Genomic DNA, 24,208 nt, shown 5'->3' on the forward strand with positions numbered 1-24,208 from the left:
CGAGGCCGACGAGCCGGAGGACGGTGTGCTGCGGGGCGCACCCGCACCTCAGGCGACCGCCGGCACACGCCCGCGGGCGGGGGCGGCCGAGGGCGCGTCGGACCAGTCGACGTCGGCGCCGAGCGCCTCCAGCTTGGCCGCGAAGCGCTCGTAGCCGCGGTCGATGAGCTCGATGCCGGCGACGCGGGAGACACCCGTCGCCGCCAGCGCGGCGACGAGGTAGCTGAACCCGCCCCGCAGGTCGGGCACGACGATGTCGGCCCCTCGCAGCGGCGTCGGCCCGGAGATGACGGCCGAGTGCCGGAACTGCGCGCCGCCGAAGCGGCAGGGCGTGGAGCCCAGGCACTCCCGGTACACCTGGATGCGCGCGCCCATCCCGCCGAGCGCCTCGGTGAAGCCGAAGCGGTTCTCGTACACCGTCTCGTGCACGATCGACAGGCCGTCGGCCTGCGTCAGCGCGACGACGAGGGGTTGCTGCCAGTCGGTCATGAAGCCCGGGTGGACGTCCGTCTCCAGCGCGAGGGAGCGCAGCGGCCCGCCGGGGCTGAAGAAGCGGATGCCGTCGTCGGTGACGTCGAACTCCCCGCCGACCTTCCGGAAGACGTTGAGGAAGGTCATCATCTCCGGCTGGGTGGCCCCCTCGACGAAGACCTGCCCCCGGGTGGCGAGGGCCGCGCAGGCCCAGGACGCCGTCTCGATCCGGTCGGTGAGGGCGCGGTGGTCGTAGCCGCGCAGCCGCTCGACGCCCTCGACCCGGATCGTGCGGTCGGTGTCGACGCTGATGATCGCGCCCATCTTCTGCAGCACCGCGACGAGGTCCGCGATCTCCGGCTCGGTCGCCGCGCCGTGGAGCTCGGTGAAGCCGGAGGCGCGCACGGCCGTCAGCAGCACCTGCTCGGTGGCGCCGACGCTGGGGTAGGGCAGCTCGATCCGGGTGCCGCGCAGCCCGTCCGGTGCGCTGATGCGGATGCCGCCGCGGCGCTTGTCGACGACGGCGCCGAACTGGCGCAGGACGTCGAGGTGGTAGTTGATCGGCCGGTCCCCGATGCGGCAACCACCGAGGTCGGGGATGAAGGCCTCCCCGAGGCGGTGCACGAGCGGGCCGCAGAAGAGGATCGGGATGCGGCTGGAGCCGGCGTGGGCGTCGATGTCGGCGACGTGGGCCGACTCGACGTCCGTGGGGTCCAGCACCAGGACGCCGTCGTCCGGCCGGGAGACGTCGACGCCGTGCAGCCCCAGCAGTCCTGTGACCACGCCCACGTCACGGATCTCGGGGACGTTGCGCAGCACGCTTGGCGTCTCGCCCAGCAGCGCGGCCACCATCGCCTTGGAGACGAAGTTCTTCGCCCCGCGCACGGCCACGCTGCCGTCGACCGGCCGCCCGCCCTGGACGGTGAGCACCTCGCCAGTCGGCACGTGGACCTCCACTCCGGCCGCGCCCGGCTGGCGCCGCCTCGGCGACCCATCATGCCCCCGGGCAGGCCGTGCTCCTGGACACCGGCCCGGCGCGCCGCCCTTACCGAGGCCCGCCCGCCCGCAGAGCGGGCACGACGGACCCCCGGCCGGCCGGTCTCCGGCGGCCGGGGCAGGCGGACGCCCTCAGGACTTCTTCTTGGCCTTCTTGCCGTCCTTCTTCTTGGCGTCCTTCTTGGCCTTCTTCTTGGTCTTGGCGTCCTCGCCGGGGTCGGCCTCGACCACCGGCTCGGCCACCGGCTCGGCCTCCGCCGCCGGCTCCAGCGGCGGCAGCCCACCGGCCGGGATCTCGAGGTCGACGCCGCTGCGGCGCGTCGTGACGGCGCGCAGCCCACCGACCGGCTCGGCCTCGGGCGCGGGCACCTGGCTGGGGTCGGCGACCAGCGCGCGGAACGCCGTCCCCGGCTTGAAGCGCGGCACCGACGTCCCGGCGATCGGCACCGTCTCCCCCGTACGGGGGTTGCGCCCCGTCCGCGGTGCCCGGTCGGCCCGCTCAAAGGTGCCGAAGCCGCTGATGGCGACGCGCTCGCCCTTCGCGACCGACCGCACGACCGCGTCGAGCACCGCCTCCATGGCGTCGCTGGCGGCGCGGCGGCTGCCCAGCCGCTCCTCCAGGACGTCGACGAGCTCACCCTTGTTCATGGCCCCTCCTCCGGCACGACCCGACCCTCGGGCGCGCGACCTGGCGCCGAAGGTAAGGCCCGCGGCGGGCGCTGAGAAGACCCGGAAGGGGTTGTCGTCCCGGCATTTTCGCCCCGACGGGGCAGGGCCGGCCGGATCGGTGACGGTCCGTCGGAGGCGCTCACGCACCGTCCACGACGGTGCAGCGGAGAGGTCAGGCAGGGGTTCTCGGCAGGGGCTCCGGCAGCGTCCGGGGCAGCCAGGCGTGGCGGCCGGTCTCGAAGGCGTCGATCGCGTCGACCTCGCGCAGGGTGAGGCCGACGTCGTCGAGCCCCTCCAGCAGGCGCCAGCGGGTGTAGTCGTCGACCTGCAGCGGCGCGACGAGCTCCTCGCAGACGACGACGCGTTCCTGGAGGTCCACCGTCACCTCGGTGCCGGGGCGGGCCTCCAGCTGCTTCCAGATCAGCTCGACGTCCTCCTGGGCCAGCTGTCCGGCGACGAGACCCTGCTTGCCGGCGTTGCCGCGGAAGATGTCGGCGAAGCGGCTGGACAGGACGGCCCGGAAGCCGTAGTCCTTCAGCGCCCACACGGCGTGCTCGCGGGAGGAGCCGGTGCCGAAGTCCGGGCCGGCGACGAGGACGCTGCCGCGGGCGTAGGCCGCCTGGTTGAGGACGAAGCCGGGGTCCTGGCGCCAGCCGGAGAACAGCCCGTCCTCGAAGCCGGTGCGCGAGACCCGCTTGAGGTACACGGCGGGGATGATCTGGTCGGTGTCGACGTCGCTGCGCCGCAGCGGGACGCCGGTGCCGGTGTGGCGGGTGAAGGGGTCCACGAGACTCCTCGTCGATGTGCTGGGGGCGGTGACCGGGGCCGGCGTCGGCGTCAGGCGGGCTGCAGCGTCGCCGGCGCGTCGAGGTCCGAGGGCGAGGAGAGCGTCCCGCGCACCGCGGTCGCGGCGGCGACGACGGGCGAGACCAGGTGCGTGCGGCCGCCCTTGCCCTGGCGGCCCTCGAAGTTGCGGTTCGACGTCGACGCCGCCCGCTCCCCCGGCGCCAGCTGGTCGGGGTTCATCCCGAGGCACATCGAGCAGCCGGCGAAGCGCCACTCGGCGCCGAAGTCGGTGAAGACCCGGTCGAGCCCCTCGGACTCGGCCTGCAGGCGCACCCGCGCCGAGCCGGGGACGACGAGCACGCGGACACCGTCGGCCTTGCGCCGGCCACGGAGCACCTCGGCCGCAGCCCGCAGGTCCTCGATGCGCCCGTTGGTGCACGAGCCGAGGAAGACGGCGTCGACGCCGATGTCGCGCAGCGGCGTCCCGGGCGCGAGGTCCATGTACGCCAGCGCCCGGCGGGCCGCGGCGGCCTGGCCCTCGTCGCCCATCGCGTCGGGGTCGGGCACGACCCCCGAGAGCGGCAGCCCCTGCCCGGGGTTGGTGCCCCAGGTGACGAAGGGCTCGAGGTCGGCGGCGTCGAGCACGACCTCGGCGTCGAACTCGGCGTCCTCGTCCGTGGCCAGCGTGCGCCAGTGCGCGAGCGCGGCGTCCCAGTCGGCGCCCGTCGGGGCGTGGTCGCGGCCGGCCAGGTAGGCGAACGTCGTCTCGTCGGGAGCGACCATGCCGGCGCGCGCACCCGCCTCGATCGACATGTTGCAGATGGTCATCCGCGCCTCCATCGACAGGGCGCGGATGGCCGAGCCCCGGTACTCCAGCACGTACCCCTGGCCGCCGCCGGTCCCGATCCTGGCGATGACGGCGAGGATCACGTCCTTGGCGCTCGCCCCCTCGGGCAGCTCGCCGTCGACCGTGATGGCCATGGTGCGCGGCCGGGTCAGCGGCAGCGTCTGGGTGGCGAGCACGTGCTCGACCTCGCTCGTGCCGATGCCCATGGCGAGGGCGCCGAACGCCCCGTGCGTCGAGGTGTGGGAGTCCCCGCAGACGACCGTCATGCCGGGCTGGGTCAGGCCGAGCTGGGGCCCGACGACGTGCACGATGCCCTGCTCGGCGTCGCCGAGCGGGTGCAGCCGGACGCCGAACTCGGCGCAGTTGCGGCGCAGCGTCTCGATCTGGGTGCGGCTCGTCAGGTCCGCGATGGGCTTGTCGATGTCGAGGGTCGGGGTGTTGTGGTCCTCGGTGGCGATGGTGAGGTCGCGACGGCGCACGCCCCGCCCCTCGATCCGCAGACCCTCGAAGGCCTGGGGGGAGGTGACCTCGTGCAGGAGGTGGAGGTCGACGTAGAGCAGGTCCGGCTCACCGCCGGTGCCGTGGCGCACCACGTGCTCGTCCCACACCTTCTCGGCCAGGGTCCGACCCATCATCCACCTCAGTCCTCCGGCCCACGCCTCTCGTGGGCAGCCTCCGCGCCGCTCTCCGACCTCGTGCACCGACGGCACCGACGGCGCTCCGCCGCGCCGGGCGACCCGGCCGCCCATCCTGCTTGCGATCTCACAGTGAGAGACGGCAGTATCGCCCTATGGACAAGTCTAGCGGGGTCGGCGTCCTCGACAAGGCCGCCACCGTGCTGGCGGCGCTCGAGGCCGGCCCAGCCAGCCTGGCCCAGCTCGTGGCCGCGACGGGGCTCGCGCGCCCGACGGCGCACCGCCTCGCCGTGGCCCTGGAGCATCATCGCCTGGTCGGCCGAGACCTGCAGGGCCGCTTCGTCCTCGGACCCCGCCTGCCGGAGCTGGCCTCGGCCGCGGGCGAGGACCGCCTCCTCGCGGCCGCCGGCCCCGCCCTGACGGCGCTCCGCGACCACACCGGCGAGAGCGCCTCCCTCTTCCGGCGCCAGGGCGACGCGCGGGTCTGCGTCGCCGCGGCCGAGCTCCCGATGGGCCTGCGCGACTCCGTCCCGGTCGGCGCGACGCTGTCCATGCACGCCGGCTCGGCGGCGCAGGTGCTGCTGGCCTGGGAGGAGCCCGACCGCCTCCACCGCGGCCTGCAGGGCGCCCGCTTCACCGCCACCGTGCTCTCGGGCGTCCGCCGTCGCGGCTGGGCCCAGAGCGTCAGCGAGCGCGAGGCCGGCGTCGCCTCCGTCTCGGCGCCCGTGCGCGGCCCGGCCGGGCGCGTCGTCGCCGCCGTCTCCATCTCCGGCCCGCTGCAGCGCCTCACGCGCCAGCCGGGGCGGATGCACGCGGCCGCCGTCGTCACCACCGCCCAACGGCTGTCCGAGGCGCTGCGCCGCGCCGAGGGCTGAGCGCCGGCCGCGCCGACCTCCCGCTGCCGGGCGGCGCTCACGCCGTCGCGCCGCCACCCTCCCGCGGGCGCATGCCGTGCGTGCCGTCCGAGCGCGGCAGCACCAGGTTGAGGACGAGGGCCGCGAGACCACCCGTGGTGATCGGCGAGCTGAAGATGGTCGCGGCCGTCGTCGGCAGGCCCGAGAGCGCGTCCGGGACGAGCCGGACCCCGAGCCCCAGCGCCAGCGACACGGCGAGGATGAGGACGTCGCGCCGGTCGAGCTTGTCGTCGCTCGTGGAGATGATCTTGATGCCCGCCGCCGCGACCGTGCCGAACAGCACGATGGTCGCCCCGCCGAGCACGGGTCGCGGGATCGCCGTGACGACCGCCGGGATGATCGGGAAGAGCCCGACGAGCACGAGCATGCCGGCGAGGATCATCCCGACGAAACGGCTGGCCATCCCCGTCAGCTGGATGACGCCGTTGTTCTGGCTGAAGGTCGTGTTGGGGAAGGAGTTGAGGACGGCAGCCAGGGCGGAGTTCACGCCGTCGCCGAGGACGCCGCCCTTGATGCGCCGGATGTAGGTGGGCCCCTTGACGGGCTGGCCCGAGACCATCGAGGTGGCGGTGAGGTCACCCGTCGTCTCCACCGCCGAGATGAGGAAGATGAAGGCGATGGGGATGAACAGCGCCAGGTCGAAGTCGAAGCCGTACCGGAAGGGGATCGGCACGCTGAAGACCGGGGCGTCCCCGACCCCGCTGAGGTCGACCATGCCCATGACCGCGGCGACGACGTAGCCCACCACGAGACCGATGACGATGGCCGACATCCGCAGGAAGCGGTTGCTGGCCCGGTTGACCAGCACGATCGTCGCGAGCACCAGCCCGGCGAGGCCGAGGTTGCGCAGGCTGCCGAAGTCCTCTGCCGCCGCCCCGCCCGCCGCGTCGGTCATCCCGGACCCGATGAGGCTCAGGCCGATGAGGGTGACCACGGTGCCCGTGACGATCGGCGTGATGACCCGCTTGAGCAGGTGCATGACCCGGCTCAGGGCCATCTGGAGGAAGGAGCCGACGAAGGTCATCCCGAAGAGGGTCCCCAGGGCGGCCGTGCCACCGCCGAGGGCGGCGCCGGCGGCGCCGAGCGGTCCGAGGAAGGCGAAGCTCGTGCCCTGGATGCTGAGCAGCCCGGACCCGACCGGCCCGAAGCGGCGCACCTGGATGAAGGTCGCGACGCCGGAGACGACGAGCGACATGCTCACGAGGTACGTCGTCGTCGCCGCGTCGAGCCCGAGCGGGCCCGCGAGGATGAGGGTGGGCGTGACGATGCCCACGAAGATCGCGAGGAGGTGCTGGACGGCGGCCAGCAGCGCGGCCGGCAGCGGCGGCCGGTCGTCGAGGCCGTAGACGAGCTGGTCGACGGCGCCGTCGGCGTCGGCCGCCGTCGTGGCCCCCGTGTCGGTGACCTCCTCCGGTGGCTCGGCGGCCGCACCCGCCGCCTGGGACCCCTTGCCCCTGCGCGTGCTCCTGCCGATGGCCATGCCGGCCCCCTCCGTCGGTGGGCCTCCAGGCAAGTCGCCGCACGTTCCGCCGGTGTGACACGCACATGAACTGTGCGCGGCACGGGCGCACGAGCGCCTGGGACGACGAACGGCCCGGCCTCACGAGGAGACCGGGCCGTACCTGTAGCCCCGACCGGATTCGAACCGGCGCTACCGCCTTGAGAGGGCGGCGTGCTAGGCCGCTACACAACGGGGCCGTCGCAGCTGGATGCTGCACTGCTTTCGCAGCGGTGGTGCCGTGGTCCGCTCTGGTGACGGACCGGGTCAAGCGCTGGGGTACCAGGACTCGAACCTAGACTAACTGAACCAGAATCAGTCGTGCTGCCAATTACACCATACCCCACCGGGGTATGCGCCTGGCCGCGGGGCCGAGCGCCGTACCGGCACCCGACAGTAGCGCGCGTCCCGGGCGGCTCCCAAATCGGCTGGCGACGGACCGGACGAGGCCGACCTCACCCTTCGAGGCGACGTCGCAGCGCCGCCAGCCGCAGCATCGTGCTCTCGCGGCCGAGCAGCTCCATCGACTCGAACAGCGGCGGGGAGACCCGCCGGCCGGTCACCGCGGTGCGCAGCGGGCCGAAGGCGAACTTGGCCTTCAGGCCGAGCCCCTCGACCAGGGCTGCCCGCAGCGCCGCCTCGACCGCCGCGGTCTCCCACTCGGCGAGGTCGACGAGGGCTGCGGCGGAGGCGTCGAGGACGTCGGCCGCCTCGGGCCGCAGGGCCGCCAGGGCGTCCTCCTCGACGACGAGGTCCTCGTCGGCCACGAGGAGGAAGCCGAGCATCCCCGGCGCCTCCGACAGCACGGCCATGCGCGTCTGCACCAGCGGGACGGCCCCCTCCAGCAGGCGTCGCTGGGCCGGCGTCAGGTCGCCGTCGAGCAGGCCGGCGGCGCGCAGGTACGGCAGCACCCGCTCGAGCAGGTCCTCGGGCGCGAGCATCCGCAGGTGGTCGCCGTTGATGGCCTCGGCCTTCTTCTGGTCCCACCGCGCCGGGTTGGCGCCGATGTCGCGGACGTCGAAGGCCGCGACCATCTCCGCGGGCGTGAAGACGTCCCGGTCGGGGGCGATGGACCAGCCGAGCAGGCCCAGGTAGTTGACCATCGCCTCCGGCAGCAGGCCGCGCTCGCGGTGGAGGAAGAGGTCGGACTGCGGGTCGCGCTTGCTGAGCTTGCGGTTGCCCTCCCCCAGCACGAGCGGCAGGTGCCCGAAGCGCGGGACCCGCCGGGAGAGACCGAGCTCGACGAACGCCCGGTGCAGCACCACCTGGCGCGGCGTCGAGGAGAGCAGGTCCTCCCCGCGCAGCACGTGGGTGATGCCCATGAGGGCGTCGTCGACCGGGTTGACGAGCGGGTACAGCGGCTGGCCGTTCGCCCGGACGACGACGAAGTCGGGCACCGAGCCGGCGGGGAAGGTCACGGTGCCACGCACGAGGTCCTCGACGACGACGTCCTCGTCCGGCATCCGCACCCGCAGCACGGGCTCGCGGCCCTGGTCGCGGAAGGCCTGCACCTGCGCCGGGGTGAGGTCGCGGTCGAAGCCGTCGTAGCCGAGCTGGGGGTCGCGCCCGGCGGCGCGGTGGCGCTCCTCGACCTCCTCGGGCGTGGAGAAGGACTCGTAGGCGTAGCCGCCCTCGACGAGCCTTACGACGACGTCGGCGTAGGTCTCGCGGCGCTCGCTCTGGCGGTACGGCGCGTGCGGGCCGCCGACGCCGGGGCCCTCGTCGTAGTCGATGCCGACCCAGGCCAGCGCCTCGACGATGGCGTCCATCGACTCCTGGCTGTCACGTGCGGCGTCGGTGTCCTCGACGCGGAAGACGACGGTGCCGCCGCAGTGGCGCGCCCACGCCCAGTTGAACAGGGCCGTGCGCACGAGGCCGACGTGCGGCGTCCCCGTCGGCGAGGGGCAGAAGCGGACGCGGACGTCGGCGCCCGTCGCCTCGTCGAGGCCCGCAGCACCAGAGGTGTCGGGGCTGGTCGCGGTGCTCGCCGGGCTCACCGGAACACCACCGGGTTGCCCAGCGTGCCGATGCCCTCGACCTCGACCTCGACCCGCTGGCCGGGCTCCATGCGCCCGACGCCGGCCGGGGTCCCGGTGAGGATGACGTCGCCGGGCAGCAGCGTGAAGGCCGCGGAGACGGCGGCGACGAGGTCGGGGACGTCGAAGACCATGTCCGCGGTCGTGCCGTCCTGCACGAGCTCGCCGTCGAGGCGTGTGCGCAGGGACAGACCGCTCGTGTCGAGCTCGGTGGAGATCCACGGGCCCAGCGGGCAGGAGGAGTCGAAGCCCTTGGCGCGGGCCCACTGCCCGTCGCCGCGCTGGGCGTCGCGCGCCGTCACGTCGTTGGCGCAGGTGTAGCCGTAGACCACCTCGGAGGCACGCTCGCGCGGCACGTCCTTGCAGATCCGGCCGATGACGACGGCGAGCTCGCCCTCGTAGTCGACCTCGCTGGAGAACTCGGGCAGCACGATCGGGTCGTCGGGGCCGACGACGGCGGTGTTGGGCACGAGGAAGAGCAGCGGCGACGTCGGCACCTCGTTGCCCATCTCGCGGGCGTGGTCGCGGTAGTTGCGCCCGACGCCGACGACCTTGCTCCGCGGGATCACGGGGGCGAGCAGGCGCACCTCGTCCATCCCCACCACGACGCCCGTCGGCTTGAGCTGGGTGTACAGCGGGTCGCCCGTGATGACGTGCAGCCGCTCGTCCCCGGGCTCCCCCTCCACGAACCCGTAGCTGATGTCGTCGTCCCGGGTGAACCTCGCGATGCGCACGCCGCGAGGGTAACGACGCCGTCACCCCTCGCCGTCCGTCCGCTCCCCCGGCCTACCCGCCCCTCCCCGGCGCTTCGACGACTACCCGCCGATCGGAGGCGCCCTCTCCCGGCACTTCGACGACGACCTGCCACCCGGAGGCGCTCTCCCCCGTCACGTCGACGTCGACGTGACGGGGGGAGACCCCGTTGGCGGACTGTCGACGTCGAGGTGCCGGGGGTCGCGCGCCTACCGTGGGCGGGTGCTCCAGGCCGAGGTGACGACCGTGCTCGCCGAGCAGGAGTGGGTGCCCCTCGCCGACGAGCACCGGCGGGCCGTCGAGGCGCTGACGGCGGGGCACCGGGAGCGCGCGTTGGCCGGCGAGCCGCACCCCGTCGAGGACTTCCTCTTCTCCTACTACCGCTTCCGGCCCGGGCAGCTGGCGCGCTGGCACCCCGGCGCCGGCGTCGTCCTGCGCGGGGAGGCGGCGCGCGAGCGCCTGTCGTGGAAGGGGTACGCGCCGTGGCGCGACGGCGAGGGCGTCGTCGTCGACACCGCGGCGGTCGCCGCGTCACAAGGCCGCCGGCTCGGGCACGTGCGCGACGTCGTCGCCGCGACCCGTGCCCGGGCCCCGGAGCTGGGCTGCTTCGGCCTGCACGAGTGGGCGATGGTGCACGGCTCCGGCGACGACCCCTCCGTCCTGCGGCACGAGCGCCAGCCGCTGCGCCTGGGCGCCGAGGGCACCGACGCCGTCGTCGAGGAGGGCGCCCGTCGCGGCTGGCTGCGGTGCACCCACGTCGACGCGTTTCGCTTCTACCCCGGCAGCGCCGTCGCGCTCAGCCCGCTGCGCCCGACCCGGGAGACCCAGCCGGCGCTGGAGCAGCCCGGCTGCCTCCACGCCGGGATGGATCTTTACCGTTCGGCGTCCCTCCTCGTGCCGCTGGCGCCGTCCTCGCTCGTGCTGGCGGCCTTCCGGCTCGCCCGGGACATCCGCGAGCTGGACATGCGCGCCTCGCCCTACGACCTGTCGGCCTACGGCCGCGAGCCGGTCCGGGTCGAGACCGCGGCGGGACGGGCGCAGTACGTCAGCGAGCAGAAGGCCTTCGCCGAGCGCGGCCAGGAGCTGCGCGAGGCGCTGCTGCCGTTGCTCGACGCCGTCACGACCGGCGGCGGCTGACGGCGTGTGGGCGCACGACGCCGTCCTGCGCGTCGTGGGTCCACACGCCTCCCTGTGCGCTCAGACCAGCCGGTGCATCCACCCGTGGACGTCCTCGGCCCGGCCGAGCTGGACGTCGGTGAGGCGCCGGCGGATGGCCGCGGTGACCTCGCCGGTGCCGCCGTCGCCGGGGACGGCGCGGCTGCCCGGTTCGACGAGCGCCCCGACCGGGGTGACGACGGCCGCCGTGCCGCAGGCGAAGACCTCGCGGACCCGGCCGGAGGCGCACCCGTCGCGCCACTCGGCGACGTCGACGCGGCGCTCCTCCACCTCGTGCCCGAGGTCGCGGGCGATCTGCAGCACCGAGGTGCGCGTGACCCCCTCGAGGATCGTGCCGGTGAGCTCGGGCGTGACGAGCGTGCCGTCGTCGAGGACGAAGAAGAGGTTCATGCCGCCGAGCTCCTCGACCCAGCGGCTCTCGACGGCGTCGAGGAAGGCCACCTGGTCGCACCCGTGCGCGGCCGCCTCCGCCTGCGCCTGCAGGCTCGCGGCGTAGTTGCCGCCGCACTTGGCGGCGCCCGTCCCGCCCGGGGCGGCGCGCGTGTACTCCTGCGACAGCCAGATGGAGACCGGCTGGATCTCGCCGTCGCCGAAGTAGGCGCCCGCGGGCGAGGCGATGCAGAGGTAGGTGACCTCCTTCGCCGGCCGCACGCCGAGGAAGCTCTCGGAGGCGAACATGAACGGCCGCAGGTAGAGGCTGTTCTCCCCGCCCGTCGGCACCCAGTCGAGGTCGGCCGCGACGAGCTGCTCGATCGACCGCAGGAAGGCGCTCTCCGGGAGCACCGGCAGCGCCAGGCGCCGGGCCGAGCGGGCGAAGCGCCGGGCGTTGGCCTCCGGGCGGAATGCCCAGACCGAGCCGTCCTCGTGCCGGTAGGCCTTGAGCCCCTCGAAGATCTCCTGCGCGTAGTGCAGGACGGCGGCCGCCGGGCTCAGGACGAGCGGGGCGTGCGCGACGACGGCGTCCTCGCCCCAGCCGTCCGGCGTCCAGACCGCACGGGCCATGTGGTCGGTGAAGTGCTTGCCGAAGCCCGGCGCGTCGAGGATGCCGGCGCGCTCGGCGTCGCCGCGGCGCGCGACGCCGTCGGCGAGCGGGAAGTCCAGGCGCACGTCGGCGTCCGGCTCGGTGGGCACGCCCGGTGCGGGGGTCGCCTCGGCGTCCGGCGCGGAGGCCGGCGCCGGTGTGGACGTCGCGCTCGACATGGCGGTCACCGTAGCCGTGCCGCCGGGCGCCCGGGCGGGGTCCACGCGGCCCCGGAGCGACGGCCGGTCACGAGAGCGCCTGCGCCAGCGCGTCCCCGACCTGCGACGTCGTCCGCGCGGGCGCACCGGCCCGCCCGGCCAGGTCGGCCGCGACGGCGTCGACGACGCGCTGCGCGGCGTCCGCCTGCCCGAGGTGCTCCAGCAGCAGCGCGACGGACAGCACCGTCGCCGTCGGGTCGGCCCGGCCGGTGCCGGCGATGTCGGGAGCCGAGCCGTGCACCGGCTCGAACATGCTCGGCGCCTCGCCGGAGGGGTTGATGTTGCCGGAGGCCGCGAGCCCGATGCCGCCGGTCACCGCCGCCGCGAGGTCGGTGACGATGTCCCCGAAGAGGTTGTCGGTGACGACGACGTCGAAGCGCGCTGGGTCGGTGACGAGGAAGATCATGGCGGCGTCGACGTGCAGGTAGTCGACGGCGACGTCGGGGTGCTCGGCGCCGACCGCCTCGACCGTGCGCCGCCACAGGTCGCCCGCGTAGGTGAGCACGTTGTGCTTGTGCACGAGCGTCAGCCTCTGCCGCGGGCGGGCCTGGGCGCGGGCGAAGGCGTCGCGGACGACCCGCTCGACGCCGAAGGCCGTGTTGACGCTCACCTCGGTGGCGACCTCTTGCGGCGTGCCGACGCGCAGCGCGCCACCGTTGCCGGTGTACGGGCCCTCGGTGCCCTCCCGGACGACGACGAGGTCGATCTCGCCGGGCTCGGCCAGCGGGGACGTGACACCGGGCAGCAGCCGGCTCGGCCGCAGGTTGACGTGGTGGTCGAGCGCGAAGCGCAGGCGCAGCAGCAGCCCCCGCTCCAGGACGCCGCTCGGCACGCCGGGGTCGCCGACCGCGCCGAGCAGGATGGCGTCGTGCCCCCGGATCTCCTCGAGCACGCTGTCGGGCAGGGTCTCCCCCGTGGCGTGCCAGCGCCGGGCGCCGAGGTCGTAGTGCGTCGGCGCGACGTCCAGGCCGGTCGACGGCGCGAGCGCGTCGAGCACCTTCAGGCCCTCGGCCACCACCTCCGGGCCGATGCCGTCGCCCCCGACCACCGCCAGCCTCACCGTCTGCGCCATGCGGCGAGGCTAGCCAGCGGTCCCGAGGGGTGGGACCGGCGTCCCGGTCGGCGGACAGGGGCACCCCGGGCGCAGGGCGCGTCGCTGGGGGACCATGGGGCATGCCCGTCATCAAGATCAACGCCATCGAGGTGCCCGAGGGCGCCGGCCCCGAGCTGGAGCGCCGCTTCGCCGCCCGCCTGGGCGCCGTCGACGGCACGCCCGGCTTCCTCGGCTTCGAGCTGCTGCGACCGGTCGCCGGGGAGGAGCGCTACTTCGTCCTCACCCGCTGGGAGGACGACGCGTCCTTCCGCGCCTGGAGCGAGGGTGGTGACGCGGCCCGGGCCCACTCCGGCGAGCGCGCCAAGCCCGTGGCCAGCGGCGCGAGCCTGCTCGAGTTCGAGGTCGTCGACCTGCAGGCCGTCGCCCGGTCGTCCTGAGCCGACCGCGCGCTCGGCGCGCTCACGACGTCCGCTCGATGAGCAGCCGCCGCACCTGCGCGGCGGCGCGGCCGAGGGGGACGTCCTTGCGGTGGGCGACGCCGAGGGTCCGGTGCAGCGCCGGACCGCGCAGCGGGACCCAGCGCAAGCCCTCGCCGGCGCCGTCGACGACCGTCCGCGGGAGCACCGCCGCGCCGACACCCGCACGCACGAGCGCGACGACGACGTCGAGCTCGCCGCCGTCGGCGACGACGCGGGGCTGCACCCCTGCTGCCGCGCACGCCGAGAGCGCGCTGGCGCGCAGGTCGTAGCCCTCCCCCGGGAGCACGAGGTCGACGCCGTCGAGGTCCTCGGCGCCGGCGCTCGGCCCGGGCACGGGCGGCGGTCGGTCGGCGGCGCTCGCGAGCACGAGCGCGTCCCGTAGCAGCGGCGTGCTCGCCAGCGCCCCCGCGTGCGCGGAGACCGGCAGCACGAGGACGGCGAGGTCGAGGCCGCCGACGGCCAGCTGCTCGACGAGCGCCCGCGAGCCGCCCTCGGCGATCTCCAGCCGCACCCCGGGGTGGGCGTCGTGGAAGCGCCGCAGCACGGGTGGCAGCAGCGCCGTGCCCGCGCTCGGCGTCGCGCCGACGCGCAGGACGCCCGTCTCCAGGCCCCGGACGCGCGCCATCTCGGCGGTCGCGGCCGCGGCGTCGGCGAGGATCCGCCGTGCGTACGGCAGCAGCCGCTCCCCCGCCTCGGTGGGGCGGACGGCGCCGCGCTGGCGGTGCAGCAGCGGGCCGCCCACCTCGCGCTCCAGGCCGCGGACCTGCGCCGACAGCGACGGCTGCGCCAGGTGCAGCGACTGCGCGGCCCGGGTGAAGTGGGCCTCGTCGACCACCGCCACGAAGCACGCGAGCTGCTGCAGCTGCACAGGCTCCACGGTAGCCCGCGCCGTCGCCGTCGATAGGAGATACCTCTCACCGGCGGCCGCCCGATCGTCGACGTCGACCGTCGAGAGCCTTACCGTGGTGGGCACGACGGGCGCTCTCCGCCCGTCCCGCGCACGACAACGGCGACCCGGCACGACGACGACAGGAGCCCCCGTGGTCCAGACGCACATCTTCGACGTGGTGATCGTCGGTGCCGGCGGCGCCGGCATGCGCGCCGCCATCGAGTCCGGCCAGCGCTCGCGCACCGCGGTGCTGACGAAGCTCTACCCGACCCGCTCCCACACCGGCGCCGCGCAGGGCGGCATGTGCGCCGCCCTCGCGAACGTCGAGGAGGACAACTGGGAGTGGCACACCTTCGACACCGTCAAGGGCGGGGACTACCTCGTCGACCAGGACGCCGCCGAGGTGATGTGCAAGGAGGCCATCGACGCCGTCCTGGACCTGGAGAAGATGGGCCTGCCGTTCAACCGGACGCCCGAGGGCCGCATCGACCAGCGCCGCTTCGGCGGCCACACGCGCAACCACGGCGAGTCCGCCGTGCGCCGCTCGTGCTTCGCGGCCGACCGCACCGGCCACATGATCCTGCAGACGCTCTACCAGCAGTGCGTCAAGCACGAGGTGGAGTTCTTCAACGAGTTCTACGTGCTCGACCTCGTCATGGGCGTCAACGACCTCGGCGAGAAGGCCGTCGCGGGCGTCGTCTCCTACGAGCTGGCGACCGGAGAGATCCACGTCTTCCGCGCCAAGTCGGTCGTCCTCGCGACGGGCGGCGTCGGCAAGGTCTACAAGACGACGTCGAACGCCCACACCCTCACCGGCGACGGCATGGGCATCGCCTACCGCGCGGGGCTGCCGCTGGAGGACATGGAGTTCTTCCAGTTCCACCCGACGGGCCTCGCGGGCCTCGGCATCCTGCTGTCCGAGGCCGCCCGCGGCGAGGGCGGCATCCTGCGCAACGCCGAGGGCGAGCGCTTCATGGAGCGCTACGCGCCGACGATCAAGGACCTCGCGCCGCGCGACATCGTCGCCCGCTCGATGGCCAACGAGGTGCGCGAGGGTCGCGGCGCCGGGCCGAACAAGGACTACGTCCTGCTCGACCTCACCCACCTCGAGCCGGCGCACATCGACGCCAAGCTGCCCGACATCACCGAGTTCGCCCGGACCTACCTCGGCGTCGAGCCCTACACCGAGCCCGTGCCGGTCTACCCGACCGCGCACTACGCGATGGGCGGCGTGCCGACCAACGTCGAGACCGAGGTGCTGTCGGACAACGAGAGCATCGTGCGCGGGCTGTACGCCGCCGGCGAGGTCGCCTGCGTCTCCGTGCACGGCTCCAACCGCCTGGGCACCAACTCCTTGCTCGACATCAACGTCTTCGGCAAGCGAGCCGGCCTGCGCGCGGCGCACTACGCCAACGCCGAGACGACGACGCTGCTGGAGATGCCCGAGGACGCCGAGCACGGCGTGGTCGGCACCATCGAGGCCATCCGCGGCCGCGAGTCCGGCGAGCGCGTCTCGACCCTGCGGACGGCGATGCAGGAGACGATGGACGCCAACGCGCAGGTCTTCCGCACCGAGGCGAGCCTCAAGCAGTGCCTCACCGACCTCGCCGGGCTGCGCGAGCGCTACAGCCGGGTCGTCGTGCAGGACAAGGGCCGCCGCTTCAACACCGACCTGCTGGAAGCCGTGGAGCTGGGCTTCCTGCTGGAGCTGGCCGAGGTCGTCGTCGTCGGCGCCCTGGCCCGTCAGGAGTCGCGCGGAGGCCACTTCCGCGAGGACTACACCTCCCGCGACGACGTCAACTTCATGCGGCACACGATGGCCTACCTCGCCGTCGACGAGGACGGCCGCGAGGCCGTCCGGCTGGACTACAAGCCCGTCGTCCAGACGCGCTACCAGCCGATGGAGCGCAAGTACTGACGCGTGAGCGCGCCCGACGACGACGCCCGCCCCCGCTGCTGCGGGGGCGGGCGTCGTCGTGCGCGGGGCTCGGCGCTGCGGTCCCGGCCTGCCGGCCTGGGTCTCCGAGAGCCTGCCTGCCCGGGCCTCGGAGACCGTGTGATCAGGGCTTGAGCTGCACCTTGACGCAGCCGTCCTCCTTGCGCGCGAAGGAGCGGTAGGCCTCCGGCGCCGCGTCCAGCGGCAGGCGGTGCGTGGCGAAGGTGTCGACGCCGAGCGGGTCGTCGTCGGTCAGCAGCGGCATGATCTCGGGGACCCACCGCTTGACGTTGCACTGCCCCATCCGCAGCTGGATCTGCTTGTCGAACATCGTCATCATCGGCATCGGGTCCGCCGCGCCGCCGTAGACGCCCGACAGCGAGACGGTGCCGCCGCGCCGGACGACGTCGATCGCGGTGTGCAGCGCCTTGAGGCGGTCCACGCCGGCGGTCTTGAGCAGCGGCGCCGCCACGGCGTCCGGCAGCAGGCCCGCCGCCTTCTGGACGGCGGTGGTCGCGGGCGAGCCGTGGGACTCCATGCCGACCGCGTCCACGACCGCGTCGGGGCCGCGGCCGTCGGTCATGTCCCGCAGGAGGTCGCCGAGGTCCTCCTCGTGCTGGGAGAGGTCGACCACCTCGACGCCACGGGCGCGGACCCGCTCGAGCCGTTCGGGCACGAGGTCGACGCCGATGACCCGGTAGCCCCTGTGCACCCCGATGCGTGCGGCGAAGTCGCCGATGGGGCCGAGACCGAGGACGACCATGGTGCCGCCGTCGGGGACGTCGGCGTAGGCCACGGCCTGCCAGGCGGTGGGCAGGATGTCGGACAGGTAGGCGTACCGGTCGTCCGGCGGTCCCTCGGGCAGCTTGACGTGCGTGAACTGGGCCTGCGGGACGCGCAGGTACTCCGCCTGCCCGCCGGGGACCTGGCCGTAGAACGTCGAGTACCCGAAGAGCGCGGCGCCCGTGCCCTGCTCGCGCACCTGCGTCGTCTCGCACTGGGTGTACAGCTGCCGGTCGCACATCCAGCAGTGCCCGCAGGAGATCTGGAACGGGACGGAGACCCGGTCCCCGACGCGCAGGTCTCCGGTCTCGGGGCCGACGGCCTCCACGACGCCCATGGCCTCGTGTCCCAGGACGTCGCCGACGTCCATCAGCGCGCCCAGCGGCTCGTACAGGTGCAGGTCGGACCCGCAGATGTTCGTCGTCGTGACCCGGACGACCGCGTCGGTCGGCTCCTGGATGGTCGGGTCAGGCACCTCCTCGACCCGGACGTCCTTCGCCCCGTGCCACGTGACGGCCTTCACGCCCGGACCAGCTCTCGGCGCGGCGCCCGACCGGTCGTCGGGGCGGCTGCCGCCCTCGCGCGCCGCTCCCGGCCGTGCTCGTGGTCGTCGGTGTCCTGGGTACCTCTGGTGTCCTTCACCGCCCCACCGTGGGGGGTGGGGCGACGTCCCGCGAGGCGGGTCTCAGGCGTCGACGAGCTCCGGGGCCTTCTCGCGGGCCGCCGAGGGCCTCGGGTAGAGCAGCGTCAGCCCCTCGCAGACCACCGGCAGGTCGCGGGTGAAGGAGCGGCCCACCTGCTCCAGCGCCTCGGTGAAGAAGCGCTCGTGCACCTCGCGCCAGTACGCGAGAGACAGGTCTCCCTCCCCCTCGGCGCGGGCATGCTCGGCGCCGACCTCGCCGAACGGGACGACGTCGACCGACGTCGTCCGCACCAGCGCGCGGGGGTGGCCGGCACCGTCGAGGACGATCGAGAGATCACCGGCCCGAGGCAGGTCCTCGCCCTCGTGCTCGTACTCCCAGCGGGCGCTCGCCGTCGCCGTCTTGGTGCCCGCGAGGACGAGCGCGAGCAGCTCGTCGGCCATCTCCGGCGAGTCGCCGAAGGCCCACGCGGGCGGCGGGAGCGCCGTCGACGACGTCGTGCCGGTGACGACGGCGAGGCGGCCGATCCCCGCGCGCCCGCGCGCGGTCTCCCAGAACCGGACGATCTCCTCCGGGGCGACGGGCGCGGCGTCCTGCGGTGCGGGGTCCATGGCCCCATCCTCCCCGGTGCTGCTGCTCCTCCCGACCGACCCCTCGGGCACGAGAGGGGAGCACGGACGAGGGAGCACGAGAGCGACGAAGCGCAGGCCACCAGGCTCCGGTGACCTGCGCTTCGTCGCTCTCGTCGACCGCCCGCGCGATGGTCGCGGCGGGTCGGGCCGGCGTCAGCGCGCCGCGGTGCCCTCGACGTAGTCGTCGTCGCTCTTGACCCAGCTCATGAGGCCGCGGAGCTTGCGGCCGGTCTCCTCGATGGGGTGCGCCTCGCCCTGCTCGCGCAGGCGCGTGAACTCGGGCTTGCCGGCGTCCTGGTCCTCGATGAAGCGGCGGGCGAAGGTGCCGTCCTGGATGTCGGAGAGCACCGCCTGCATGTTCTTCTTCACCTGCGCGTCGACGACGCGGGGGCCGGAGACGTAGTCGCCGTACTCGGCGGTGTCCGAGACGCTCCAGCGCTGCTTGGCGATGCCGCCCTCGTACATGAGGTCGACGATGAGCTTGAGCTCGTGCAGGCACTCGAAGTAGGCGACCTCGGGCTGGTAGCCGGCCTCGACGAGCGTCTCGAAGCCCGCCTGGACGAGCGCCGAGGCACCCCCGCACAGCACGGCCTGCTCGCCGAACAGGTCGGTCTCGGTCTCCTCGGTGAAGGTCGTGCGGATGCCGCCGGCGCGCAGGCCGCCGATCGCCTTGGCGTAGGACAGCGCCAGCGGCCAGGCCTGCCCGCTCGCGTCCTGCTCGACGGCGACGATGACGGGCACGCCGCGGCCGTCGACGTACTCGCGGCGCACGAGGTGGCCGGGGCCCTTGGGGGCGACCATGACGACGTCGGCCGTCTCCGGCGGCGTGATGTAGCCGAAACGGATGTTGAAGCCGTGCGCGAAGAGCAGCACGTCGCCGTCCTGCAGGTTCGGCTCGATGGCCTCGGCGTACAGGCCGCGCTGGACCTGGTCGGGCGTGAGGACGACGACGAAGTCGGCCTCGGCGGCCGCCTCGGCCGGCGTCACGACGCGCAGGCCCTCGGCCTCCGCCTTGGCGCGGCTGCGGCTGCCCTCGGCGAGGCCGACGCGGACGTCGACGCCGGAGTCGCGCAGGCTCAGCGCGTGCGCGTGGCCCTGGCTGCCGTAGCCGATGACGGCCACGGTGCGGCCCTGGATCAGGGACAGGTCGGCGTCGGCGTCGTAGAACATGTCGGCCACGGGAAGGGCTCCTCAACGGTTGCGGGTGCAGGACGGTCGGTGGTGCGGGACGGACGGTCTGGTGCGGCTCGGGCGCCGGCGGGCCAGGGCGTCGCGCCTGCGGCGCGAGGCACGAGGCGTCGGACGTCAGGCTGAGCGCAGCGGCCGGTCGGCGGGCCGGTCGGTCATCGAGCGGGCGCCGCGCGCCAGGGCGACCTGGCCGGACTGCACCAGCTCGCGGACGCCGAAGGGCTCCAGCACGCGAAGCAGGGCGGCGTGCTTCTCGGGCTCCCCGACGGCCTCGATCGTCAGGGCCTCGGGGGCGACGTCGACGACGTGCGCCCGGAACAGCTGGACGACGTCGAGCACCTGCGAGCGCGTGGCCGCGTCGGCACGGACCTTCACGAGCAGCAGCTCCCGCCGGACGGCGGCGTCCTCGTCCAGCTCGACGATCTTGAGCACGTTGACGAGCTTGTTGAGCTGCTTGACCACCTGCTCCATGGGCAGGGACTCGACGTCCACGACGACCGTCATCCGGGACGTCCCGACCTGCTCGGTGGGCCCGACGGCGAGGCTCACGATGTTGAACCCGCGGCGGGAGAACAGCCCGGCGACCCGGGCCAGGACACCGGGCACGTCCTGGACGAGCACGGACAGGGTGTGCCGCGTCGTCGACCGCCCCTGCTGCTGGGCGGGCTGCAGGAGACTCATCGCCCCTCCTCCGTCGCGTCGGCGACGGCGACCGGCCCGGCGGGTGCGGCCGCGTCGTCGTCCTCGGTGCTCGTCTCCTCGTCGCGGTCCCACACCGGGGAGATGCCGCGCGCGTACTCGATCCGGTCGTTGCTGACGCCGGCCGCGACCATCGGCCAGACCATCGCGTCGCGGTGGACGACGAAGTCCACGACGACGGGCCGGTCGGTGACGGCCATGGCCGCCTCGATCGTCGCGTCGAGGTCCTCGGGCCGCTCGCACCGCAGGCCGACGCAGCCGTAGGCCTCGGCGAGCTTGACGAAGTCGGGGATGCGCTGGCCCATCGCCACGGCCGCCCCGGTGTGCAGGTCGGTGTGGGAGTAGCGCCCGTCGTAGAAGAGGGTCTGCCACTGGCGCACCATGCCGAGGCTGGAGTTGTTGATGATGGCGACCTTGATGGGGATGCCGTTGAGCGCGCACGTCGCGAGCTCCTGGTTGGTCATCTGGAAGCAGCCGTCGCCGTCCACGGCCCACACGACCCGGTCGGGGTCGCCGACCTTCGCGCCCATGGCGGCGGGCACGGCGTAGCCCATGGTCCCGAGGCCGCCGGAGTTGATCCAGCTGCCGGGGCGCTCGTACCGGACGAACTGCGAGGCCCACATCTGGTGCTGGCCGACGCCGGCGACGTAGGTCGCCTCGGGCCCCGCGATCTCCCCCAGCCGGGAGATCACGTGCTGCGGCGACAGCGAGCCGTCCTCGGCCGGGGTGTAGCCGAGCGGGTAGTCCCGGCGCAGCTGGTCGAGCTGGCGCCACCACGTCGACAGGTCGGCGCGGTGGCCCTCCTCGTGCTCGCTGCGCAGCGCCGGCAGCAGGTCGGCGAGGACCCGGCGCGCGTCCCCGACGATGGGGACGTCGACGGCGCGGTTCTTGCCGATCTCGGCCGGGTCGACGTCGGCGTGGACCACGCGGGCGTCCGGCGCGAAGCTCGAGAGCAGGCCGGTCACGCGGTCGTCGAAGCGCGCCCCGAGGGTGACGAGGAGGTCGGCCTTCTGCAGCGCCGTGACGGCGGCGACGGTGCCGTGCATGCCCGGCATGCCGAGGTTGCTGGGGTGGCTGTCGGGCAGGGCCCCGCGGGCCATGAGCGTCGTGACGACGGGAGCGCCGGACAGCTCCACGAGCTCGGCCAGCTCGGCCGAGGCACCCGCCTTGATGACGCCGCCGCCCACGTAGAGCACGGGACGCTCGGCGGCCGCGAGCATCCGCGCGGCCTCGCGGACCTGGCGCCGGTGCGGCGTCGTGGTCGGGCGGTAGCCGGGCAGGTCGAGGTGCTCGGGCCACTGGAACGTCGTCCGGGCCTGCAGGGCGTCCTTGGCGATGTCGACGAGCACCGGGCCCGGGCGACCGGTCGAGGCGATGTGGAAGGCCTCGGCGATGGTCTGGGGGATCTTCGCGGGGTCGGTGACGAGGAAGTTGTGCTTGGTGACGGGCATCGTCATGCCCACGATGTCCGCCTCCTGGAAGGCGTCGGTGCCGATGGCGGCCGAGGAGACCTGGCCCGTGATGGCGACCATGGGCACCGAGTCCATGTGCGCGTCCGCGATGGCCGTCACGAGGTTCGTCGCGCCGGGGCCCGAGGTCGCCATGCAGACGCCGACGCGGCCGGTGGCCTGCGCGTAGCCCTGCGCCGCGTGCCCGGCGCCCTGCTCGTGGCGGACGAGCACGTGACGCACCGTGGGGCTGTCGAGCAGCGGGTCGTATGCGGGCAGGATCGCCCCGCCGGGGATGCCGAAGACGACGCGGACGTCCGCCTCCTCCAGGGACCGCACCAGGCTCTGCGCGCCGGTCATCGGCTCCGGCTCGGCCCGCGCGCTCGGGCCGGGGTGCGCGCTCCCCTGGCCGACCGTCCGCTGCGCGTGCGCCGGCGGGGCGGGGCGGGGCGCCGGGGCGGGCGGGCCGGGGCGAGGGGCGGTGCGCTGGTCGGCGGTGGCCATGGCGGTCCTCCACGTGGGGCGGCACGGGCCCGGGTCGGGCTCGTGGTGGTGCGGGTGCTCGTGGCGGTGGTGCGGGTGGTGCTGGTCGCCTCGTCAGGAGCTCGTTCGCTGCGCCGCGGCGGCCCCGGACATGACAAGACCCCTCGGCCGGCGCGGTGCGCGGGCGGTGCGAGGGGTCGCGTGCGGAGCCGTCAGGGCGTCGGGCTCACGCACGCCCGAGAACTACGAGGAGGTCCTGAGGACTCGACATGGGCCAACAGTGCGCCCGCTCGGCCGCCGTCGTCAACCGACGAGACGCCCGTCCCGAGGGGTGGGACGGGCGTCTCGCGCAGCGGATGCTCTCCGCGGGCCCGCGGAGGCCGACGGGCGCTCAGCCGAAGTCGACGCCCTGGGCGAGCGGCAGCTCGTCGGAGTAGTTGACCGTGTTGGTCGCCCGGCGCATGTAGGCGCGCCAGGAGTCCGAGCCGGACTCGCGGCCGCCGCCGGTCTCCTTCTCCCCGCCGAAGGCCCCGCCGATCTCGGCGCCGGAGGTGCCGATGTTGACGTTGACGATGCCGCAGTCGGAGCCGTCGGCGGCCAGGAACGCCTCGGCCTCTCGGGCGTCGGTCGTGAAGATGGCGCTGGACAGGCCCTGCGGGACGTCGTTGTGCACGGCGACGGCCTCGGCCAGGTCGTCGTAGGTCATGACGTAGAGGACGGGCGCGAAGGTCTCGGCGCGCACGACGTCGGTCTGCGCCGGCATCCGCACCAGCGCGGGCCGCACGTAGCGGGCCGCGGGCGCCTCCTCGACCAGGACCCGCTCGCCGCCGACGAGCACCTCGCCGCCGTCGGCGCGCGCCGCCTCCAGCGCCGCCTCCATCGCCTCGGCGGCCCGGGGGGCGACGAGCGGGCCGACGAGAGCGCCTGGGGCCGTCGGGTCCCCGACCGCGAGCCGGCCGTAGACCTCGACGAGCCGCGCCAGCAGCTCCTCGGCGACCGAGGAGTGCACGAGGAGGCGGCGCAGCGTCGTGCAGCGCTGCCCCGCCGTGCCGGCGGCGGCGAAGACGATGCCGCGGACCGCCAGGTCGAGGTCGGCCGACGGCGCGACGACGGCGGCGTTGTTGCCGCCCAGCTCCAGCAGCGAGCGGCCGAAGCGGGCGGCGACCCGGGCGGCGACGTCACGGCCCATCGGCACCGAGCCGGTGGCCGAGACCAGCGGGACGCGCGGGTCGTCGACGAGCTGGCGGCCGACGTCGGCGCCGCCGAGCACGACCGGGAAGAGGCCCTCGGGCGCACCGCACTCACGGGCGGCCCGCTCGGCCAGGGCGGTGCAGGCGAGCGCCGTCAGCGGGGTCAGCTCCGACGGCTTCCACACGACCGGGTCGCCGCAGACGACGGCGAGGGCGCTGTTCCACGACCACACCGCGACGGGGAAGTTGAACGCCGAGACGACGGCGACCGGCCCGAGCGGGTGCCAGGTCTCCATGAGGCGGTGGCCGGGGCGCTCGGACGGCATCGTCCGGCCGGTCAGCTGGCGGGAGAGGCCGACGGCGAGGTCGCAGACGTCGACCATCTCCTGCACCTCCCCGCGCGCCTCGGACGGCGTCTTTCCGACCTCGGTCGTCACGAGCGCCGCGAGGTCGTCCAGGTGCTCGACGAGCAGCTCGCCGAGGCGCTTGACGAGGGCGCCGCGCACGGGCGCCGGCGTCGTCCGCCAGACGCCGAAGGCACCGGTTGCCAGGGTGACGGCGGCCTCGACGCCGTCGGGGCTCGTGGCCGGCAGGGCCAGGAGGTCCTCGCCGGTGATGGGGGTGCGCGCGGTGACGACGGCGGCCCCGCGGGCGGCAGCCGCCTCCCCCTCGGCGGTGAGGGCGTCGACGTCGACCCCGCACGCCCGCAGCGCGGCGAGGGCGTCCTCGCGGATCTCGGCGGTGCTGCGCCGCAGCCCGAGGACGT

Annotated in this window: 21 protein-coding genes and 2 tRNA genes; 4 read left to right on the forward strand and 19 right to left on the reverse strand. The window is 74.4% G+C overall.

Annotated elements, in window-relative coordinates; translation table 11 throughout:
- Positions 1-48: 48 nt before the first annotated feature.
- From murA to leuC, 4 genes are all read right to left on the reverse strand, one after another.
- Positions 49-1,416 (reverse strand): UDP-N-acetylglucosamine 1-carboxyvinyltransferase, encoded by a 1,368-nt coding sequence (gene murA / locus WDV86_RS10840; protein WP_339567650.1) that lies wholly within the window; start codon positions 1,414-1,416, stop codon positions 49-51.
- Positions 1,417-1,599: 183 nt separating this feature from the next.
- Positions 1,600-2,115 carry an HU family DNA-binding protein gene (locus tag WDV86_RS10845; RefSeq protein ID WP_339567651.1) on the reverse strand — a complete coding sequence of 172 codons (516 nt, stop codon included), beginning with the start codon at positions 2,113-2,115 and terminating at the stop codon, positions 1,600-1,602.
- 193 nt (positions 2,116-2,308) lie between these two features.
- Entirely contained in the window at positions 2,309-2,923 is a 615-nt protein-coding gene (gene leuD, locus WDV86_RS10850) for a 3-isopropylmalate dehydratase small subunit (protein WP_339567652.1), read from the reverse strand.
- 50 nt (positions 2,924-2,973) lie between these two features.
- A complete protein-coding gene (leuC, locus tag WDV86_RS10855; RefSeq protein ID WP_445263042.1) occupies positions 2,974-4,401 on the reverse strand; it encodes a 3-isopropylmalate dehydratase large subunit in 1,428 nt (475 codons plus the stop codon).
- Positions 4,402-4,559: 158 nt separating this feature from the next.
- Here leuC and WDV86_RS10860 point away from each other — a divergent pair, with 158 nt between their 5' ends.
- Complete coding sequence (locus WDV86_RS10860; RefSeq protein WP_339567654.1) at positions 4,560-5,279, forward strand: IclR family transcriptional regulator; 720 nt, start codon at positions 4,560-4,562, stop codon at positions 5,277-5,279.
- 37 nt (positions 5,280-5,316) lie between these two features.
- Here WDV86_RS10860 and WDV86_RS10865 read toward each other — a convergent pair whose 3' ends face one another.
- The 5 genes from WDV86_RS10865 to WDV86_RS10885 all read right to left on the reverse strand — a co-directional run bounded on the left by WDV86_RS10865 (position 5,317) and on the right by WDV86_RS10885 (position 9,586).
- On the reverse strand, positions 5,317-6,798 hold the full coding sequence (locus tag WDV86_RS10865) for a nucleobase:cation symporter-2 family protein (RefSeq protein WP_339567655.1): 1,482 nt from the start codon (positions 6,796-6,798) through the stop codon (positions 5,317-5,319).
- A 145-nt stretch (positions 6,799-6,943) separates the two neighbouring features.
- Positions 6,944-7,016, reverse strand: a tRNA-Glu gene (locus tag WDV86_RS10870).
- A gap of 74 nt (positions 7,017-7,090) precedes the next feature.
- Positions 7,091-7,162, reverse strand: a tRNA-Gln gene (locus WDV86_RS10875).
- Between the two features lie 109 nt (positions 7,163-7,271).
- Positions 7,272-8,813 (reverse strand): glutamate--tRNA ligase, encoded by a 1,542-nt coding sequence (gltX, locus tag WDV86_RS10880; RefSeq protein ID WP_339567656.1) that lies wholly within the window; start codon positions 8,811-8,813, stop codon positions 7,272-7,274.
- Positions 8,810-9,586, reverse strand: a complete 777-nt coding sequence (locus WDV86_RS10885) for a fumarylacetoacetate hydrolase family protein (protein ID WP_339567657.1) — start codon at positions 9,584-9,586, stop codon at positions 8,810-8,812. The genes gltX and WDV86_RS10885 overlap by 4 nt, the downstream gene beginning before the upstream one ends.
- A 241-nt stretch (positions 9,587-9,827) precedes the next feature.
- On the opposite strand from WDV86_RS10885, the gene WDV86_RS10890 reads away from it, so the two are divergent.
- Positions 9,828-10,742 carry a 3-methyladenine DNA glycosylase gene (locus WDV86_RS10890; protein ID WP_339567658.1) on the forward strand — a complete coding sequence of 305 codons (915 nt, stop codon included), beginning with the start codon at positions 9,828-9,830 and terminating at the stop codon, positions 10,740-10,742.
- A 60-nt stretch (positions 10,743-10,802) separates the two neighbouring features.
- Here the strand turns inward: WDV86_RS10890 and WDV86_RS10895 are convergent, their stop codons facing one another.
- Both WDV86_RS10895 and WDV86_RS10900 read right to left on the reverse strand, forming a co-directional pair.
- Positions 10,803-11,912: a branched-chain amino acid aminotransferase gene (locus tag WDV86_RS10895; protein WP_445263043.1), complete on the reverse strand. Its 1,110-nt coding sequence runs from the start codon at positions 11,910-11,912 to the stop codon at positions 10,803-10,805.
- Positions 11,913-12,048: 136 nt separating this feature from the next.
- Entirely contained in the window at positions 12,049-13,092 is a 1,044-nt protein-coding gene (locus WDV86_RS10900; protein WP_339567660.1) for a 3-isopropylmalate dehydrogenase, read from the reverse strand.
- Positions 13,093-13,193: 101 nt separating this feature from the next.
- Here WDV86_RS10900 and WDV86_RS10905 point away from each other — a divergent pair, with 101 nt between their 5' ends.
- Positions 13,194-13,511, forward strand: coding sequence for an antibiotic biosynthesis monooxygenase family protein (locus WDV86_RS10905; RefSeq protein ID WP_339567661.1), 318 nt, complete (start codon positions 13,194-13,196; stop codon positions 13,509-13,511).
- Between the two features lie 22 nt (positions 13,512-13,533).
- Here the strand turns inward: WDV86_RS10905 and WDV86_RS10910 are convergent, their stop codons facing one another.
- A complete protein-coding gene (locus tag WDV86_RS10910) occupies positions 13,534-14,421 on the reverse strand; it encodes a LysR family transcriptional regulator (protein WP_339567662.1) in 888 nt (295 codons plus the stop codon).
- Positions 14,422-14,647: 226 nt separating this feature from the next.
- Here WDV86_RS10910 and sdhA point away from each other — a divergent pair, with 226 nt between their 5' ends.
- The gene (gene sdhA, locus WDV86_RS10915; RefSeq protein WP_445263044.1) at positions 14,648-16,360 is read left to right on the forward strand and encodes a succinate dehydrogenase flavoprotein subunit; all 1,713 of its coding nucleotides are present in this window, start codon (positions 14,648-14,650) and stop codon (positions 16,358-16,360) included.
- A 142-nt stretch (positions 16,361-16,502) separates the two neighbouring features.
- Here sdhA and WDV86_RS10920 read toward each other — a convergent pair whose 3' ends face one another.
- The 7 genes from WDV86_RS10920 to amaB all read right to left on the reverse strand — a co-directional run bounded on the left by WDV86_RS10920 (position 16,503) and on the right by amaB (position 24,176).
- The gene (locus WDV86_RS10920; RefSeq protein WP_339567664.1) at positions 16,503-17,684 is read right to left on the reverse strand and encodes a zinc-dependent alcohol dehydrogenase; all 1,182 of its coding nucleotides are present in this window, start codon (positions 17,682-17,684) and stop codon (positions 16,503-16,505) included.
- Positions 17,681-17,803, reverse strand: coding sequence for a hypothetical protein (locus WDV86_RS10925; protein WP_339567665.1), 123 nt, complete (start codon positions 17,801-17,803; stop codon positions 17,681-17,683). The genes WDV86_RS10920 and WDV86_RS10925 overlap by 4 nt, the downstream gene beginning before the upstream one ends.
- A 43-nt stretch (positions 17,804-17,846) precedes the next feature.
- Positions 17,847-18,413: an ASCH domain-containing protein gene (locus WDV86_RS10930; RefSeq protein WP_339567666.1), complete on the reverse strand. Its 567-nt coding sequence runs from the start codon at positions 18,411-18,413 to the stop codon at positions 17,847-17,849.
- A gap of 174 nt (positions 18,414-18,587) precedes the next feature.
- Positions 18,588-19,613: a ketol-acid reductoisomerase gene (ilvC, locus tag WDV86_RS10935; RefSeq protein ID WP_445263035.1), complete on the reverse strand. Its 1,026-nt coding sequence runs from the start codon at positions 19,611-19,613 to the stop codon at positions 18,588-18,590.
- A 126-nt stretch (positions 19,614-19,739) separates the two neighbouring features.
- A complete protein-coding gene (gene ilvN, locus WDV86_RS10940) occupies positions 19,740-20,303 on the reverse strand; it encodes an acetolactate synthase small subunit (protein WP_339567667.1) in 564 nt (187 codons plus the stop codon).
- Positions 20,300-22,273: an acetolactate synthase large subunit gene (locus WDV86_RS10945; protein ID WP_339567668.1), complete on the reverse strand. Its 1,974-nt coding sequence runs from the start codon at positions 22,271-22,273 to the stop codon at positions 20,300-20,302. Before WDV86_RS10945 ends, ilvN begins: the two co-directional genes overlap by 4 nt.
- A gap of 370 nt (positions 22,274-22,643) precedes the next feature.
- Positions 22,644-24,176 carry an L-piperidine-6-carboxylate dehydrogenase gene (gene amaB / locus WDV86_RS10950; protein ID WP_445263045.1) on the reverse strand — a complete coding sequence of 511 codons (1,533 nt, stop codon included), beginning with the start codon at positions 24,174-24,176 and terminating at the stop codon, positions 22,644-22,646.
- Positions 24,177-24,208 lie beyond the last annotated feature (32 nt).

Origin of the sequence: Pseudokineococcus sp. 1T1Z-3 (assembly GCF_037482365.1) — a bacterium.
GTDB lineage: Bacteria > Actinomycetota > Actinomycetes > Actinomycetales > Quadrisphaeraceae > Pseudokineococcus.

Excerpts from the sequence above, each read along its gene's own strand:
- ilvN (WP_339567667.1), bottom strand. The coding sequence starts at position 20,303 with ATGAGTCTCCTGCAGCCCGCCCAGCAGCAGGGGCGGTCGACGACGCGG.
- WDV86_RS10845 (WP_339567651.1), bottom strand. The coding sequence starts at position 2,115 with ATGAACAAGGGTGAGCTCGTCGACGTCCTGGAGGAGCGGCTGGGCAGC.
- WDV86_RS10905 (WP_339567661.1), top strand. The coding sequence starts at position 13,194 with ATGCCCGTCATCAAGATCAACGCCATCGAGGTGCCCGAGGGCGCCGGC.
- sdhA (WP_445263044.1), top strand. The coding sequence starts at position 14,648 with ATGCGCGCCGCCATCGAGTCCGGCCAGCGCTCGCGCACCGCGGTGCTG.
- WDV86_RS10900 (WP_339567660.1), bottom strand. The coding sequence starts at position 13,092 with ATGGCGCAGACGGTGAGGCTGGCGGTGGTCGGGGGCGACGGCATCGGC.
- WDV86_RS10945 (WP_339567668.1), bottom strand. The coding sequence starts at position 22,273 with ATGGCCACCGCCGACCAGCGCACCGCCCCTCGCCCCGGCCCGCCCGCC.
- leuC (WP_445263042.1), bottom strand. The coding sequence starts at position 4,401 with ATGGGTCGGACCCTGGCCGAGAAGGTGTGGGACGAGCACGTGGTGCGC.
- WDV86_RS10860 (WP_339567654.1), top strand. The coding sequence starts at position 4,560 with ATGGACAAGTCTAGCGGGGTCGGCGTCCTCGACAAGGCCGCCACCGTG.
- WDV86_RS10930 (WP_339567666.1), bottom strand. The coding sequence starts at position 18,413 with ATGGACCCCGCACCGCAGGACGCCGCGCCCGTCGCCCCGGAGGAGATC.
- WDV86_RS10865 (WP_339567655.1), bottom strand. The coding sequence starts at position 6,798 with ATGGCCATCGGCAGGAGCACGCGCAGGGGCAAGGGGTCCCAGGCGGCG.